The sequence below is a fragment of the Peribacillus faecalis genome (assembly GCF_014712675.1).
Lineage (GTDB): Bacteria > Bacillota > Bacilli > Bacillales > DSM-1321 > Bacillus_AD > Bacillus_AD faecalis.
Genome location: NZ_JACXSI010000004.1, coordinates 13,018 through 29,967, shown reverse-complemented (window position 1 = coordinate 29,967; position 16,950 = coordinate 13,018). Strand labels below are relative to the sequence as shown.

16 protein-coding genes, 1 pseudogene and 1 riboswitch are annotated in these 16,950 nt (G+C 42.2%); of the genes and pseudogenes, 15 read left to right on the top strand and 2 right to left on the bottom strand.

All coding sequences use genetic code 11. From position 1 onward, the window contains the following. Window positions 1-323 precede the first annotated feature (323 nt). The 10 genes and pseudogenes from IEO70_RS02495 (at window position 324) to IEO70_RS02450 (ending at window position 9,321) form a co-directional block, all read left to right on the top strand. Window positions 324-1,961, top strand: a complete 1,638-nt coding sequence (locus IEO70_RS02495; protein WP_206711473.1) for a PucR family transcriptional regulator — start codon at window positions 324-326, stop codon at window positions 1,959-1,961. 160 nt (window positions 1,962-2,121) lie between these two features. Then, a complete protein-coding gene (locus tag IEO70_RS02490; protein ID WP_190996820.1) occupies window positions 2,122-3,408 on the top strand; it encodes a nucleobase:cation symporter-2 family protein in 1,287 nt (428 codons plus the stop codon). Window positions 3,409-3,423: 15 nt separating this feature from the next. After that, a pseudogene (gene pucL / locus IEO70_RS02485) lies at window positions 3,424-4,884 on the top strand (factor-independent urate hydroxylase). Between the two features lie 5 nt (window positions 4,885-4,889). Next, window positions 4,890-5,246 carry a hydroxyisourate hydrolase gene (gene uraH, locus IEO70_RS02480; protein WP_190996765.1) on the top strand — a complete coding sequence of 119 codons (357 nt, stop codon included), beginning with the start codon at window positions 4,890-4,892 and terminating at the stop codon, window positions 5,244-5,246. A 299-nt stretch (window positions 5,247-5,545) separates the two neighbouring features. Continuing rightward, complete coding sequence (locus tag IEO70_RS02475) at window positions 5,546-6,130, top strand: chromate transporter (protein ID WP_190996764.1); 585 nt, start codon at window positions 5,546-5,548, stop codon at window positions 6,128-6,130. Next, the gene (locus tag IEO70_RS02470) at window positions 6,130-6,672 is read left to right on the top strand and encodes a chromate transporter (RefSeq protein ID WP_190996763.1); all 543 of its coding nucleotides are present in this window, start codon (window positions 6,130-6,132) and stop codon (window positions 6,670-6,672) included. Before IEO70_RS02475 ends, IEO70_RS02470 begins: the two co-directional genes overlap by 1 nt. A gap of 49 nt (window positions 6,673-6,721) precedes the next feature. Next, window positions 6,722-6,816, top strand: a riboswitch (guanidine-I (ykkC/yxkD leader). A gap of 165 nt (window positions 6,817-6,981) precedes the next feature. Further along, window positions 6,982-7,437, top strand: coding sequence for an IS200/IS605 family transposase (gene tnpA, locus IEO70_RS02465; RefSeq protein ID WP_190996762.1), 456 nt, complete (start codon window positions 6,982-6,984; stop codon window positions 7,435-7,437). Window positions 7,438-7,910: 473 nt separating this feature from the next. Beyond that, window positions 7,911-8,240: a hypothetical protein gene (locus IEO70_RS02460; RefSeq protein WP_190996761.1), complete on the top strand. Its 330-nt coding sequence runs from the start codon at window positions 7,911-7,913 to the stop codon at window positions 8,238-8,240. 428 nt (window positions 8,241-8,668) lie between these two features. Further along, window positions 8,669-9,010, top strand: a complete 342-nt coding sequence (locus IEO70_RS02455; RefSeq protein ID WP_190996760.1) for a DMT family transporter — start codon at window positions 8,669-8,671, stop codon at window positions 9,008-9,010. After that, complete coding sequence (locus IEO70_RS02450) at window positions 9,010-9,321, top strand: DMT family transporter (RefSeq protein ID WP_190996759.1); 312 nt, start codon at window positions 9,010-9,012, stop codon at window positions 9,319-9,321. The genes IEO70_RS02455 and IEO70_RS02450 overlap by 1 nt, the downstream gene beginning before the upstream one ends. A 36-nt stretch (window positions 9,322-9,357) precedes the next feature. Here IEO70_RS02450 and IEO70_RS02445 read toward each other — a convergent pair whose 3' ends face one another. After that, window positions 9,358-9,516: a hypothetical protein gene (locus IEO70_RS02445; RefSeq protein ID WP_190996758.1), complete on the bottom strand. Its 159-nt coding sequence runs from the start codon at window positions 9,514-9,516 to the stop codon at window positions 9,358-9,360. Between the two features lie 129 nt (window positions 9,517-9,645). Here IEO70_RS02445 and IEO70_RS02440 point away from each other — a divergent pair, with 129 nt between their 5' ends. Together IEO70_RS02440 and IEO70_RS02435 are read left to right on the top strand one after the other, a co-directional pair. Next, window positions 9,646-10,689 carry an LCP family protein gene (locus IEO70_RS02440; RefSeq protein ID WP_235973462.1) on the top strand — a complete coding sequence of 348 codons (1,044 nt, stop codon included), beginning with the start codon at window positions 9,646-9,648 and terminating at the stop codon, window positions 10,687-10,689. Between the two features lie 124 nt (window positions 10,690-10,813). Continuing rightward, window positions 10,814-11,023, top strand: coding sequence for a hypothetical protein (locus IEO70_RS02435; protein WP_190996757.1), 210 nt, complete (start codon window positions 10,814-10,816; stop codon window positions 11,021-11,023). Window positions 11,024-11,108: 85 nt separating this feature from the next. Here the strand turns inward: IEO70_RS02435 and IEO70_RS02430 are convergent, their stop codons facing one another. After that, window positions 11,109-12,458: a sigma-54 interaction domain-containing protein gene (locus tag IEO70_RS02430; RefSeq protein ID WP_235973461.1), complete on the bottom strand. Its 1,350-nt coding sequence runs from the start codon at window positions 12,456-12,458 to the stop codon at window positions 11,109-11,111. Between the two features lie 167 nt (window positions 12,459-12,625). On the opposite strand from IEO70_RS02430, the gene IEO70_RS02425 reads away from it, so the two are divergent. The 3 genes from IEO70_RS02425 to IEO70_RS02415 are packed head-to-tail and all read left to right on the top strand — an operon-like array spanning window position 12,626 to window position 16,940. Then, window positions 12,626-14,038 carry a carotenoid oxygenase family protein gene (locus IEO70_RS02425; RefSeq protein ID WP_190996756.1) on the top strand — a complete coding sequence of 471 codons (1,413 nt, stop codon included), beginning with the start codon at window positions 12,626-12,628 and terminating at the stop codon, window positions 14,036-14,038. 19 nt (window positions 14,039-14,057) lie between these two features. Continuing rightward, a complete protein-coding gene (locus IEO70_RS02420) occupies window positions 14,058-15,767 on the top strand; it encodes a class I adenylate-forming enzyme family protein (protein WP_190996755.1) in 1,710 nt (569 codons plus the stop codon). Window positions 15,768-15,773: 6 nt separating this feature from the next. Beyond that, window positions 15,774-16,940, top strand: a complete 1,167-nt coding sequence (locus IEO70_RS02415) for an acetyl-CoA C-acyltransferase (RefSeq protein WP_190996754.1) — start codon at window positions 15,774-15,776, stop codon at window positions 16,938-16,940. Window positions 16,941-16,950 lie beyond the last annotated feature (10 nt).

Below are 16,950 nucleotides of genomic sequence, written 5' to 3'. Positions count from 1 at the left end.
ATGTAGGTCGCAGCGACGAAGATATGCGGATGTAGCGCTCTCAGTTGTCCTTACTTGCGGGCCACTTACACTTTTTTAGTTCCCGCATGTCTCCTTTGATCTGCAGCATATGTAAGATAGTGATAATCTGTATATGTCTGCAAATTTTTGAGTATGTGCTTTACCGAAAGGACAGGTGTTGGTTTTCTCATGTCATAAATTCTAACATTAATCATTGTAGTATTATCTTACTGACTATTTCGAAAAACTTCATTGGCATATATGTGCATTTTCTGAATTATTTTCGTGCAACTTCACTAATTATGTTATGATTGATGAAAAATATGGAAAAAATTACTGAGGTGAATAAGGTGAAAGTAATAGATGTTTTGCAAGTCCCATCTTTAAACGAAATGAAAATTTTAGCGGGGGGAAAAGGCTGTGAACGCGATGTGGAAACTGTCAATATGATGGATGCGCCTGACATTATCCCGTATTTGAAGCCGAATGAATTTTTGATTACGACTGCCTATCATTTCAAAGATGAGCCGATGATGCTGAAACAGCTTGTCGTGACGATGGCGGAGAAAAAATGTGCTGCGCTAGGTGTCAAAACGAAACGATATTTGAATGAAATTCCCCCTGAGGTATTTGCGGCGGCAGACGAGCTAGGATTGCCGCTCATTGAAATTCCTGCCTCGCTTTCGCTTGGTGAAATTGTCTTTCAAAGCTTGCGGGCGATTTTGGATCAGCGAACTGATGAATTAACGTACGCTATGGAAATACATAAACAGTTTACGCAATTGATTATGCGAGGAAAAGGCACTGATAAATTGCTGTCTAACCTCTCTGATATGATCGGGCACCATATTATGCTAATTAACCAACATTTGAAGCCTCTCTCTTACTCAACGACTCAAACAAAACTATTTTCCTTTTTAAGCTCATTACAAAAACAGGGCTACACATTTCCTGTTCATCCGATGAAGTTCTCATTTACAATTTTAGCGACAAAACAGACATTTACGGCATTTCCGGTTTACATGAGTGAAAAACGGATCGGCTATTTGCTTGTTTCCGGAGAAATTAAAGACGAAGACCGGCTAAACTCTTTAATTATTGAACAGGCAGCTAACGTACTGTCATTTGCGATGATGAAGGAAACAGCTCTGAATCAATTTAATAGAAGTGTCCGTAACGATTTCTTCTATCATTTTCTTGAAGGAACCTTTTCTACTGAAACGGAAATTATAAATCGTGCGAAGGAATTTTCATTGAATCATAGCTATAAATATATTTGTTCTGTCGGCAAACTGGACATGATTGAAGCAACTGTGACGTATAAACAGCACCAGCAAAAGATTGAGCTGATTTTTGAATTTATCGAAGAAGAGTTGATAGATTCGAAGTCGCCGATTCATTTTTTTACGAAAGGCGAGCAGTGCATCCTATTATATGAAATCCCTCATTTTTCACAAGAGGTCAATAATTTGTTCGAGCTTGTTCTTCAGGAAATTCAGCAAAAAATATCAGCTTATTATAATGATACGATTTCATTTGGTGTCAGTAGTTTATGTCAAAATTTATTGTACGTGCCGAATGCTTATAAAGAAGCGGAGGCGGCTTTGAAAGATGGAATGCTTTCGAAGAAAAGGCAATTTATTCAATCATATCGGATGAAAGATATCATCGAACTGCTACGGGCGGTGCCGCAAGAGGATTTGAGAAGTTTTTACGCCTATACATTAAGAGGCTTCGAGTCGGTCGGTAAGGAGGAAGAGCAGACGTTGCTGCAGACTTTGTCTGTTTATTTGGATACACAGTGCCAAATATCGGAGACGGCAAAGCGCTTATATGTTCATCGCAATACAGTCGTCTATCGTCTGGAAAAATGTGAGGATATACTCGGCGGAAATATAAAAGATAGTGAGATGGCATTGCGGATTCGTTTAGCTTTAAAAATCAAATCATTATTGAATTAGCCACTTTAACTAGAAATTTATTAAACAATTGTCTAAGTTGCCTAATGACATCATTTTCAATTCTTTTTATGATGTAATTATAGATAACAAATTCAAGTAAAGTTTTCTAACATTAGGTAAAGGAGGCGTTGTTTTGGAGGGGAAAGTGAGTAAGCCGAAAATGTGGTCATTAGGATTGCAGCATGTGTTAGCGATGTATGCAGGTGCAATTTTAGTGCCGATTATTGTGGGAGGTGCTTTAGGATTTACAACCAAACAGTTGGCCTACTTAATTGCCATTGATTTGCTGACATGCGGTATTGCGACAATTTTGCAGTCATGGGGCAATAAATATTTCGGCATCGGCTTGCCAGTCGTATTAGGCACTTCATTTGTTGCCGTCACCCCAATGATTGCAATTGGTCAATCCTATGGCGTAACGGCAATATACGGATCGATTATTGTTGCCGGACTTTTTCTCATCTTTTGTTCCGGCCTATTCGGAAAGCTAATCAAATTATTCCCTCCGATTGTAACCGGCACAGTTGTCATCATCATCGGGCTATCGCTTATTCCAACCGGTGTGAAAAACATGGGCGGAGGCGCAAACAGTCCTGAATTCGCTTCAGCGGAAAACTTAATTCTCTCTTTCGGTGTTTTATTCTTCATCTTGTTTTTGAACCGCTTTTTCAAAGGTTTTATGCGTTCGCTGGCTGTATTGCTCGGCATTATTGTTGGTACAATTACAGCAGCCTTTATGGGGAAAGTGGACTTTACAGAAGTAAGGGAAGCTTCATGGCTTCATATGCCGACACCATTTTATTTCGGAACGCCGACATTTGAAATCGTTCCGATCATTACGATGCTGATTGTGGCTACAGTCGTTGTCGTTGAATCGACCGGAGCTTTTCTTGCATTAGGGAAAATCACCGGTAAGGATTTGAAAGAGAACGATTTTGCTAAAGGATATCGTGCGGAAGGAATCGCCTTTATTCTCGGCGGCATCTTCAATGCTTTTCCATACAATACATTTGCGCAAAATGTAGGGCTTGTGCAATTGTCAGGCATCAGAAAAACGAAAGTGACGATTTATGCCGGTTTCATTTTGATTGGTCTCGGGCTTGTGCCTAAGATAGCTGCGCTTGCTGCGAGCGTTCCGACAGCAGTATTTGGTGGTGCGACAGTCGTTATGTTTGGCATGGTCGTTTCATCCGGCATAAATATGATTAAGTCAGTGGATTTGTCCGATCATAACAATTTGCTGATTATTGCTTGTTCTGTTTCGCTGGGACTCGGCGCTACAGTTGTCCCTGAGTTGTTTGCTGTCTTACCGTCAGCTGTCCGAATTTTGTTCTCGGATGGAATCATTACCGGAAGTTTAGCGGCAATTATCTTAAATTTGGTCTTATCTGATAAAAAAGAAGTTGAACCGGAGCTGTCATTACAGCCGGAAATGGTTAAAACGTGAAACGGGGTGCTTAATGTGTACACGATGGAATGGCTGAATCATGCAAGTGAGGAGCAGTTTACCGATGCGCTCGGCGAGATTTTTGAAAAGTCATCCTGGGTTGCACGAGAAGCGGCTGCAGTTAGGCCGTTTCCATCTAAGTTAGCTTTATATGAATATATGGTTGCGATTGTTAGAAAATCTGACAATGACTGCAAACTGAAGTTGATTAACAACCATCCGAACTTAGGTGACCGCGTGCAAATGAGTGGTTATTCAACGAATGAACAGCAACAGGCTGGTCTACAAGGTTTGACAGAAGATGAATATAATCTTTTCCTTCAAGCGAATGAACAGTATATGAAAAAGTTCGGATATCCTTTCATCTTAGCTGTGCGCGGAAAAAATAAACAAGAAATTTATGAAGCGATGATTGCAAGGCTGAAGCAAGATCCCAGGTCAGAGTTCCAAACGGCACTCAAGCAAATTTATCAGATTGCTAAGTTTAGAATAGAAGAAAGAATTATATAAAAGGGGGAAATGAAGATGGAGAACAAACTGACTGAAAAACATGTTTATTATGGTAAAGGTGATGTGTTTGCGTACCGGACATATGCGAAGCCGCTTTCCGGGATTACGGAAATTCCGGAATCGATGTTTAAAGGGCGACATAATATCATTTTTGGCACGAATGTAAAAGTGAAAATCGGCGGTGAAGCCTTCATCCCTTCGTTCGTGGAAGGCGATAATTCACTTGTTGTCGCTACAGACTCAATGAAAAATTTTATTCAAAGGCATCTTGCTTCCTACGATGGCTCCACTTTAGAAGGCTTCACTAACTATGTGTCAGAAGCGTTTCTGGCAAAATACCCACAAATTGATTATGTCTCCATTTTGGCTGAGGATATTCCGTTTGACGTAATGTCCGAGTTCTCGGAAGATACTTTGAAAGCCAGCAATTTAGTATTCCGCAAATCGAGAAATGAACGCTCACGCTCCTCCATTGAAATAATCCGTACAGCAGATGGACCCGCAATTACCGAACAAAGCAGCTCGATATTGGATCTGCAGTTGATTAAGGTAAGCGGTAATTCATTTGTCGGTTTTGTCCGAGATGAATATACTACCTTGCCGGAAGATACCAACCGTCCGTTATTTGTATATTTAAATTTGCATTGGGTGTACAAGGAGCAAGCTGATGCGTTCGGTGACAATCCGGAAAGCTATGTGGCTGCCGAGCAAATCATCGACATTGCGACTTCCGTTTTCCATAATACGGAAACACCGTCCATTCAATATTTGCTGTACGAAATCGGCTGTACTATTTTGAACAGATTTCCGCAGCTGCTGCAAGTGACATTTGAATCGCAAAATCATACGTGGGATACGATTGTCGATGAAATACCGGAGCGTGATGGCAAAGTATATACTGAGCCGAGGCCGCCATATGGCTTTCAGCTGTTCACGGTAACGCACGAAGATTTGAAAAAGGAGTAAGAGGCATGAACGGACTAACGACTCATATACTGGATTTAATGAATGGAAAGCCGGCTTCTGATGTGAAAATCGAGCTCTATGGCAAAATGTCGTCCGGTGAAATGAAGTATATTGCGAGCCGGACCACCAATAGGGACGGTCGCCTGGATGAAGCTTTTCTCGGGCAGAATGCTCTGAAAATAGGAACCTATCAGCTTATCTTTCATGTTGGCGATTATTTCCGTAAACAGGCTGTCGATCTTCCGGAGCCATCTTTTTTGGAAGAAGTGACGGTCCAATTCGGTGTCGCCAGCCCCGAGCAACATTATCATGTGCCGTTATTAGTCTCGCCTTGGGGATACCAAGTGTATCGCGGCAGTTAAAGATAAATTTTTGAGCTCATTATTTATCCCTGCAGTTGCCTGGGGGCTCTAAGGTTAAGAGTCACAGCAACGAAGCCATTCACGGACGCAGCGCCCCTGGTCGCCGTTCCTTACATACTGGAGGATGCATCTTCATTTCGATTCCTGCATGTCGACTTTTCCATAGGAGTTGAGGAGAATAATGAAAGGGTCAGGGTCGGTAAAGGTTTGCTTAAATTTTTACTCACAAGTAGGAAAAAATGGTATGAGAATTGAATTAGTATTGATGCATGGTGAACAAGGGCAGTGGGAGGAGAAACATGAGTTACAAGCAAATAATAATCGGGATGTGCAGAACCGGTATTTTAGGATTTGGAGGGGGACCTTCCGTTATTCCTCTTATCCGGCATGAGTCTGTATCCCGGTATCAATGGGTAGATGATGAGGAATTCGGTGAAATATTGGCAATTGCCAATACGCTTCCCGGTCCGATTGCGACGAAGATGGCCGCATATTTAGGTTATCGAGTAAAGGGATGGAGCGGGGCAGCGGTCAGTGTGATGGCGCACATTTTGCCATCATGCTTTGCAATTGTATTTCTTGGTGCTTTTATCGGAGCGCTTAGCAGCTCAGCTGTTGTGCAAAGTATGATTGGTGCGGTTATTCCGGTCGTTGCTGTTATGCTTGGGCAGATGGCTTATGAATTTGCTGAAAAGGCGGTTAAAGGTCTCGGTTGGGTAATGGGCATTTTACTTTTTGCGATTTCGTTTTTGCTTTTGCAGACAATTGCTCTGCATCCCGGCATTGTAATCGTCATCTTTTTATTCTATGGAGCGTTTCATTTTAAATGGAAGAGTAAGCTTTTACATAAGAAGAATGACGTGAAACGAGGTGAGTCGGCGTAATGTTAGCAGGCATATGGTCTATATTTTTAGCATTTTTCATCGCCAATCTTCTTGGTTATGGCGGTGGTCCGGCTTCAATTCCTCTCATGTATGACCAAATCGTTACACGAAATGACTGGATGGGAAACGATGATTTTTCCAGTATGCTTGCGATTGGGAATTCGCTTCCCGGTCCGATTGCGACAAAAATAGCAGCCTTTGTCGGCTTTGATGTAGTCGGTTGGCCCGGTGTTATTGCAGCTCTAGTGGCAACTGTCGTTCCTTCAGCGGTTGTGCTGATTTTGCTGTTGAAAGTGCTGAATCGCTTCAAGCAATCGCCTGTTGTGAAAGGGATGTCGCTGCTGGTGCAGCCGGTCATCGCGATTATGATGGTACTGCTGACGTACAATTTAGCAGCTGATGCTTTCGAGTCAATTGGTTGGATTCATTCGCTTATTTTGGCCGCAATCGCGCTATTGGCTCTTGGCAAATGGAAGATACACCCGGCATTCGTCATCGTGTTTGCTTTTGTGTATGGCGGCGTAATTATTCCCTTCGTTTAAAGTTGAATATTATGAGAATTAGAGTATAATAGAAGCCAAGTAAATATAAGCAAATGTTTTCTAGGGTTCCGCAAAATTGGTCTGGTCCGAGAGAAAACTCACAGCAGCGTTGTTGTGTCACGGAAGGATAAAAGCCTGGGAGATTCTGATATTCAGACATCTCTCAGGCTTTTTTATTAGTCTTTTTAAACCACACGCTATGCGTGTGTGCAAACGAAACTTCTAGAGTTGTAACAGAAAAAAGCTCCTTTCGTTATAATAAAAGATGGCCGTCAAACCAACTTCAAGTAACGAAAGGAGCTTTTACTCATGTCGAGTGACAATAGTTTATCACATACACGTTGGAATTGTAAGTATCACATCGTATTCATTCCGAAATACAGAAGAAAAATAGTGTACGGAAAATTAAGAAGGGACATAGGTGCGATATTAAGAAGACTATGTGAAATGAAAGATGTAGAAATAATAGAAGCGCATGCGATGCCAGATCATATTCATATGTTAGTCAAGATACCGCCAAAGATGTCTGTATCCTACTTCATGGGCTATCTAAAAGGGAAAAGCTCGTTAATGATCCATGATAGACATGCGAACTTGAAATATAATCACGGGAATCGAACTTTTTGGGCAAAGGGCTACTATGCCAGTACGGTAGGCTTGAACGAAAAGACAGTCGCAAAATACATACGCGAACAAGAACTAGAGGATCAGCTGCGAGACAACATGAGCAAACGAGAATATGTTGACCCATTCAAAGATAAATAGAACAGTAAACGGTTGACGGTCAATTTAGAGGTCCCTTTAGGGGCTTGTTGGTGAAGTGCCCTTCTAGGGCGAAACTAAAACTGCCCGTTTTACGGGCAGATATTTACTGAGAAGCAAAAGACCGGTACCGGTTTTACAAAACAAGAAGAAAATATTTTTGAACTTAGATGGCTGTCTAACCTTACACCTGCCATGCTTGGTCCTAAGTCATCCCGTTCAAGAAACCAAGATCGGGTTTCTTGTGCGAAACGGATGAGAGTCACAGCAACGTTGCTACAGGAAGGCGCAATCACCTCCCAAGAAGAAGCAATCACGGTTGTGAGCGTCCAATGATTACACAAAAATACTTATATACGAGCAGAATTGGAGCAACTTCTATGAATAATCCCGCTAAATGGCTGGTTTTTTATTCAATTCTTCGCTTTTTCACTGTATAACTGCACAATTTGTGACTGAAAGGCTTGTTTTGGGTTGTGGGTAAAGTCTTTGGGAGCGGTGCGCGGGGATTTGAGAGTCGTTGCGGTGAATTTGAGAGCGGTGACGCACATTTTGAGAGTCGTTGCGGTGAATTTGAGAGCGGTGACGCACATTTTGAGAGTCGTCGCGGTGAATTTGAGAGCGGTGACGCACATTTTGAGAGTCGTCGCGGTGAATTTGAGAGCGGTGACGCACATTTTGAGAGTCGTGGTGCGAAATTTGAGAGCGGTGGCGTACATTTTGAGAGTCGTTGCGGTGAATTTGAGAGCGGTGGCGTACATCTTGAAAGTCGTGGTGCAAGCGTGAGAGTCGGGCATGTAAATTAAGAGCGTGGGGGATCCAGAGTTAATTGGAGAAACAATTATGACGGTAATCACCTCGAATTGTCATCTTAGTATAGGAATTGCGCTTCATCAAAAAGGATCGGTGACGGTTTTACAAAACAAGAAAAAAATTTTTGAACTTAGATGTCTGTCTAACCTTACACCTCCCATGCTCGGGCCTAAGCCATCCTACTCAAGAAACCAAATTCGGGTTTCTTGTGCGAGGTTCTTGCGGATGAGAGTCACAGCGGCGAAATCGCTCCGGGAACTTTACAATTTCCTACGTGATTCGTCTTATGCAAGTCGGGACTGAACGGGCCGCTTCCACTTTTCGGTTACCGCATGTCTCATTTTCATTGAAGTAAACTCAAGAGACGGATTCATAAATGAAAAAAGACCGGTGACGTTTTTTCTAATAAGGAGGTATTTAAATGCGTACTGATTGGTTGAAAGTATTGATTGCGGCTGTATTTGAAGTGTGCTGGGTGATCGGTCTCAAGCATGCAGATGATTTTTGGAGCTGGGTTGGTACGGCTGTAGCTATTTTCGTAAGTTTTTATTTAATGATCATCGCCGGTCGCAAGCTGCCGGTTGGCACGGTATATGCTGTATTTGTCGGGTTAGGTACGGCAGGAACTGTGCTAGCGGAAATCATATTGTTCGTCGAACCGTTTAAATTCGGAATAATCGCACTGATTGTGGTTATTTTATCAGGTGTAACGGGCTTAAAGCTTCTGTCATCTCAGCCGGAAAAGGAAGGGGAGAAGGCATAATGGCTTGGGTGTCATTAATATTAGCTGGAATTTTTGAAATGGTTGGCGTGACGATGATTAACGTCGTCAATAAAAATCGCAACTGGCAGTCTGTAGTTCTGTTGATTACCGCATTCGGTGCAAGCTTTTTCTTTCTTGCATATGCAATGAAATTTTTGCCGATGGGCACGACTTATGCCATTTGGACCGGCATTGGCGCATCAGGAAGTGCAATTATAGGAATGATGGTGTATGGAGAGTCAAAAGATTGGAAGCGGGTTTTGTGCATTGTAATGATTTTAGGAGCCGTGATTGGTTTGAAATTAATATAATAAGGAGCTGGGCTCAAAATTGAGCCCGGCATATTTTTATTCCTCTTCTACACGGTTTTTGAAAGTTTCCTCTGGAAGTATATTGGCTACCGGTTTTCCATATTGAGTATGGTCTTTTCCTTCTACGACTGCATTTTTAGGAAAGTTGCCGGGATGTCCTTTTGTTTTGTGTTTGAAATTTTTTCCTCTGCTCATTATTATCTCTCCTTTACAATTAGATTGTCTCCAATGTCAGTTCTTATTCAGCCGCTTATTCGAAAATCATAGACTGTAATTGTTAATTACTGTAGAATTGTGTAAATATTAACTTTTTAGGAAGTGAAAATGACAATGTTTGAAACACGATATAATATGAAAAAAAATAAATCGACAAAAACATTTTGGAAGTGGTTTTTCGTTTGTCTGTCTGTTTTAATGATTATGATTTTAACTTATGGCGTGTATGTGTATATAAAAGTGTCAGAAGCATTAGATCAATCAACCGTTCAACTAGAGAGGAAAGATAACAAATCACAGCTCAGGAATGAGGCTGTATCTTTCAGCGATGATCCGGTTTCAATTTTGCTGATGGGTATCGAAGATTATGCAACAAACGGGGAAAATGGCCGTGCCGATACACTTATTGTTATGACGATGGACCCGAAGTCAAACGAGATTCATATGGTCACAATTCCAAGGGATACGAGAATTCATTTAGAGAATGCCGGTGAATTTTCCGGTATACAGAAAATTAATTCTGCTTATACGTTTGGGTCGATATCCGGATATGGAGATGTAAAACTGCAACTTGAAACAGTGGAAAAGTTAATTAATGTGCCGATTGATTATTATATAGTGATGAATTTCAACGGTTTTCGTGATATTGTCGATGCACTTGGTGGTGTGAATATTGATGTGAAGGAACCGTTTTGGGAAGAGAACTTTTATACGAATGAAATAATTGAATTTGAAAAAGGAAAGCAGCAACTATCCGGTGAAGAAGCACTTGCTTTTGTCAGAATGAGAAAACGTCCGGAAAACGCTATTTATCCAAGGGAAGAAAGGCAAGGGCAGTTTGTAAAAGCAACAATTGATCAGGCCATTTCTGCCGGCACGCTTTTTAAAGTTGGCAAAATTACAGAAGTATTAGGCGGAAATATTCAGGTGAATTTGTCGGCAAATGAAATATTGGCGCTTCAAAAAAAGTATATACAGTCTGACGGATTCTCGATTCAATCGATAGAAATTGAAGGTGAGAATAGGCGAGTCGATGGTTCTGATTATTATATTCCAGAAGAAGAAAGTTTAAAAACTGTCAGCAATGAGTTGAGAAAGTTGCTTAATTTGAATGATTCGGTTTTCATGACGAATGCCGATTTTGTTCAGTGATTGTGTACGAGAAACAGGGGTTAGATGTATGAAAAATAAAGCAAAAGTACTCCTATTAATTACACTGTCCTTCTTTGGTCTTTAAATAGCTGGAAAATATATATCCGATCAAGCTTTCGGAGGCATGTGCAAAAACAGAGTGATTGAAACCTGGCAATCACCGAAAGAAAATAAAACAGCTTACATTTTTGTACGGGATTGCGGTGCTACTACCGGGTATTCGTATCATTTGTCGCTTCTTGATTCAGATGAAGAACTTCCTAATGCAGGAGGCAATACATTTGTTTCTAATCGTCAGTTTGAAATTGAATGGGTCACTAATCGCCTATTGTAAGTTCGATATAGTGAATTAGCCGAAACCTTTGAGAAGAATCGTTTTGTGAATTGGACGAAGATTGAATACGCAGATTAATAGAGTTTCATTGGAACTTTTGCATTTTTTTAACGAGTGCGGATTGGCTGATGCCGAGTGCATCGGCTGTTTTTCGTGTTGTTTTTAGCTCTTTCATTTTTTCAAGTATGATTTCTTTCTCGACTTGGTGCAAAATTTGCTTTAAGGACATTTTTTGATGGTTTTTACCGCCCTTCACAAATGGAAGGTCTTTCCATGAAATGTAGTCACTGTCGAGCGTTACCGCAAGGCGTTCGATCATATGCTCCATTTCCCGGATGTTGCCGGGCCATTGATAGCTTTCTAAAATGTGCATAATGCCTGGTGCAAATTTTTTATGGAGATTGTACATATGATTGATCTTGTTCAGAAATAGATGGGCGAGCGGACCGATATCTTCAATTCGTTCCCGAAGCGGCGGCAGGTGAATAGGAATGATGTTTAACCTGTAATACAAATCCTCGCGAAAGCGGTTTTGCTCCACCATTTTTTTAAAATCTTTATTCGTTGCCGAGACAATGCGGACATCCACTTTCCGGCTCGTGCGACCGCCAACTCTCGTTATATGAAATTCTTGAAGCACCCGCAAAAGCTTTGCCTGTAAGTCAAGTGACATATCGCCGATTTCATCCAGAAAAAGTGTCCCTCCGTCAGCTTCCTCAAATAGTCCGCGTTTTCCACGTTGATTGGCCCCTGTAAAAGCTCCTCTTTCATAGCCGAATAGCTCCGATTCAAGCAGCTGATTCGGTATCGCGGCGCAATTGATTTTTATAAGAGGCTTGTTTGAACGGTCACTTAGCTCGTGAATTAATTTCAGCAGCACTTCTTTTCCTGTTCCGGACTCACCGGTAATTAAAACAGTCGTTTTTACTTTCGCCACTTTCTTAATCGTTTTGACGATTGTTTTCATCGCCGGGCTTTTTGCGATGACACCTTTATGATAAAGCTTTTCGTACAATTCCCGATCCTCTGTCGAGTCAATATCAATATCAGCGTATTTATAACGGAGGGCAATCGCCAATATTTCATCCATTTTCAGCTTATTCAGTTCGGCAATGTCACGCACGTTTAAGATGACGTGATGTACCTCGCTATGCTCATCGGTGACTGGGCTGCCTGTTATTAAAAAATCTTTTCCTTTTATATTGATGATTTTTGTAATCGCTTTCTTTTTGTTGATCACTTGAAGTGCAACCGAGTCGGAAATCAGACCGGATTGGAGCACATTAGCTAATGTATTACCGATAAACTCCTCACGTGGAATGCCTGTCATGAAAGCACAGCTATCATTGATAAAAACCCCTTTTCCATCTTTGTCAAAAATGGCTATGCCGTCAAAGCTGGCGTTAATAAATTGCTGAAGCATTTGATTCTCCATAAATATCACCCTTTGATTCATTATTTCATCATTTGATTACTATTTTCATCATAGCAGCAAAAGCAAGCCTGTTAAATCAATATTTAACCAGTTATCTCAACAAATTTTTCTGGCATCAAACTTGCATAATTCTTTTAGTATCAATGCGAAGGGAGAACTGACTAAAGATGCATCAATTACAGGTGAATCCGTATTTGACTGAAAAACTGTATGCGCCTATCGAACAAGAAATTGATGGACAAGAGCTGAAGCCGATTGAAGGGAAAATACCGGATGATTTAAACGGAGCCTATATACGGAATGGTCCGAATCCGAAATATGAACCTAATGGACGCTATCATTGGTTTGATGGTGACGGAATGCTGCATGGTGTCTATTTTGAGAATGGTCGGGCGATTTACCGCAATCGCTACATTAATACGCGCGGTTTTAAAGAAGAAGTTAAGAACGGCGGTCCAATATGGGGCGGTTTATTGGAGGATGTGAGGAAAAACCCATCCTATGAGCCCCTGAAAAATACATCCAACACCGATGTCGTGTTTCATGGCGACAGTTTGTTAAGTCTCTGGTATCGGGCAGGGGAGCCGTACCGTATCGATGCAAAAACATTAGAAACAATTGGGGGCGAAACATTCAACGATCAGTTGACGTGCAATTTATCGGCACATTCTAAAGTCGATGAAAAAACAGGCGAGCTAATTTTCTTCGATTATGGAAATATATATCCGTACATGATGTATGGCGTAACTTCGAAAGAAAACGAACTGAAGCATCTTGTGCCGATTGATTTGCCGGGCCCGCGCCTTCCTCATGATATGGCGATTACGGAGAACTATTCAATCTTAATGGATTTGCCGCTTTTCAATGACCCGGAATCAGTGAAGAAGGGCCGTTATAAGGTGAAATTTTTCCGTGAGCTGCCAAGCCGATTCGGCATTTTGCCGCGCTACGGAGATAATAGCCAAATTCGTTGGTTTGAAGCGAGCCCTTGTTATATTTATCATGTTGTCAATGCATGGGAGGAAGGAGACGAAATTGTCATCATTGGCTGCCGGGTCAAGGAGCCGGTGCCGTCAGAATCGAAAACGGATGGTCCTATTGAAAGGATGCTATCTTTCTTGCGTCTTGATGCCCAGCTTCATTATTGGAGGTTTAATCTCAAAACCGGCAAAGTCCGGGAAGGTGAGCTTTGTGACCGCAATTCCGAATTCCCGACGATGAATCTTCACTATGCCGGGCGTCCATCGAAATATGCGTATAATGTTACGATTGAAAATACACTCACATTAAAATTCAACGGGTTAGTTAAATACGATTTGCAAACCGGTTCTTCGCAGACGCACTTTTTCGGAGAAGGAAGAAATGGAACAGAAGCAGCCTTCGCGCCAAGAGACAATGCCGTTGATGAAGATGACGGTTATCTGGTCACTTATGTATATGATGAGCTCCGTGATCGCTCCGAAGTGCTCATTTATGATGCCAAACATTTTGACATCGGTCCGATTACCGTTCTAGAACTGCCACAAAGAGTGCCGATGGGTTTCCATGCTACCTGGGTCGATGGATATAAACTGAAATAAATGAAGGAGTGATGAATGAATGATATTAGCCTCTGCTGAAAAAATAAAGGACTATACCGAAAAAGGCTGGTGGGGTGAGCAGAAGATTACCGACTTTTTATTGGAGCGGGTTAAAAAGGATGCTGATAAAGAAGCGCTAGTCGATCCAATGAATAAGCAAGCGATTTGCGGCATCGAGCAGAAGCGTTATACGTTCTCTGATATTGGGAAGCAGTCCGATCAGCTCGCTGATTATTTGATGGAGAACGGTATAGAAAAAGATGATATCGTCATCTTGCATTTGCCGAATATTTCCGAGCTAATCCTTTCGTTTTTGGCGCTTGCAAAAATTGGAGCGATTGCTTGCCCGTTTCCTGTGCAATACCGAGAGTATGAAGTCGAACAGTTGACGAATAAAGTCGAAGCAAAGGCCATTATCACAACGAATGTCATTAATGAACGTAAATATACAGAGATGTACGTAAATTTGCTTGAGCAGATGCCGACGGTTAAACAGGTTTATACATGGGATGCGGCGGAGCATGAACATGTGCTTTCATTGCAAAATATCGAAAAACGCACAATCCGAAATGCAGAACTTCTTCAGGAAGTAAAAATCGGTGTCACAGCAAATGATATTTTTACGCTTTGCTGGACATCAGGTACGACCGGCACGCCAAAAGCTGTTCCGAGAAGCCATAACGAGTGGCTTTTTTCAGCAACTGGCGTCATCGACGGAGCAAGGTTGACGAAGGATGAGCTGCAGCTGAATACTTTTCCATTAATCAATATGGCAGGCATTGCCGGAACATTATATCCATGGCTCATGCTCGGCATGAAGGTCGTTCTTCATCATCCGTTTGATCTTCAAGTGTTTTTCCAGCAAATCGCGATTGAGAAAATCACGTATACACTCGCTCCACCTCCATTATTGAATCAGCTACTGAAAAATAAAGAGCTGCTCTCAAAAATCAATTTAAGTACGGTTCGTGCAATCGGCTCAGGTTCTGCACCGCTTTCGCCGTGGATGGTGAAGGGCTGGAAAGAAGATCACAACATCGATATAATAAATTACTTTGCCTCGAATGAAGGTTCTTCGTTTATTAGCGGACCAAGCGCCATTCCTGACCCTGAAATCCGCGCCAAGTACTTCCCACGTTTCGGTGTAGCAGGATTTGACTGGGATGTTCGGATTGCCGATAAGATGGAAAGCAAATTAGTCGATTTTGAAACGGGAGAGATCATTACTGAAGCCAATCATCCGGGTGAGCTATGGATTCGCGGTGCCGGTGTTTTTGCCGGCTATTGGGGAGATCATGATAATCAGCTTGGCGTCTTTGATGAAGACGGTTTTTTCCGTACGGGCGATTTGTTCGAAATTGCCGGAGAAGGGGAACTAAGTGCTTACTACCGGGTCGTCGGCCGTCTGAAGGACATTATCATTAGAGGCGGTTCAAAGGTGTCACCGGATGAATTGGAAAATATTTTGCAAGCGCATCCAAAAATTGCTGAAGTCGCTGTTATCGGATATCCTTGCGAAATTTACGGAGAAAGAGCATGTGCCTGCATCGTTCCGGCAGCCAATGAAACGGTTACGAAGGATGTTGTAACAGCCTTTTTGAAGAACAGTCAAATCGCTTCTTATAAAATTCCTGAAAAGGTCATTATTGTTGATGCGCTGCCTCGGAACCCGGTTGGCAAAGTGCTGAAATACCGCTTAAAAGAAGATTTGAAAGTGGAGCTGGTATAGCGGATTATGGAGGCCTATATTTTTAATACAGTGCGCACACCGAGAGGCGCTTTCAGAAAAGGGTCATTGAAGGATGTAGCGCCGATTGAGCTGCTGTTGCCTCTTTTGCAGCGTTTGCGCGAAGATAGCAGATTGATAGATAAAGTGAATGATGTCATTTTAGGTTGTGTGACGCAAACGAATTTGCAAGGAGCGAATATTGCCAAAACGGCTTTGCTCGTAGCTGGCTATCCGGAAAGTGTTCCTGGGATGACGGTAAACCGCTATTGCACATCCGGTCTTGATGCCATTTTGTTGGCTGCTGCGAAGGTGAATAGCGGAATCGGTGATTTTGTGCTCGCTGGCGGTGTGGAAAGCTGCTCTCTCGTTCCGATGTTCTCTGATCATGGTCCGTGGTTTGCCGACCCGGTGATCAGCGAGAAAACGAAATTTATTCCAATTGGTCTGTCGGCTGATTTAATGGCATCGAACAATGACTATTCCAGGCAACAACTGGATGAGTATGCCTGTCATTCTCACGAGCGCGCAGCCTCAGCAACGAAGCAAGGCTGCTTTTTAAAATCAATGGTGTCACTTCCATCATTAAGTGAAGATGAATGCATCCGCCTAGGTATGACAGTTGAAAGTATGGAACATTTATCTTCAACATTTAATGAAGATAAACGGCAAATGTGGGAAAGCCGTATTCAGCCGTTTGGCAAGGGAATTATACACTATCACCACCCCGGCAATTCGCCTGTCTTGGCCGATGGAGCGGCATTATTGCCGATCTCGGGTAAGCGAGCAGGAGAAGAAGCGGGTTTAAAGCCGAGAGCACGCATTGTTCATGCAGTTAACGTCAGCACTGATCCGCTTTTGCTGAATGGCGGAGAAGAGGCGACTATACGCTTATTAAAAGAAGTAAATCGATCACCGGACGAAATTGATTTATTTGAAGTCTATGAGGCATATGCGGCGACTGTTTTGCAATATAAGGAGAAATTCGACATCCCGATTGAAAAGCTCAATACTAACGGAGGCGTTATTGCGATGGGGCATGCTTTAGGCGCAACAGGTGCGATGATGACGATGACATTATTGGATGAATTGGAACGGAGAGAGCTGAAAACAGGTATTGTCGCTATGAGCGGAGGTGCCGGAGTCGGTACGGCAATGCTGATTGAAAGAGTGTAGATAGGTGGTG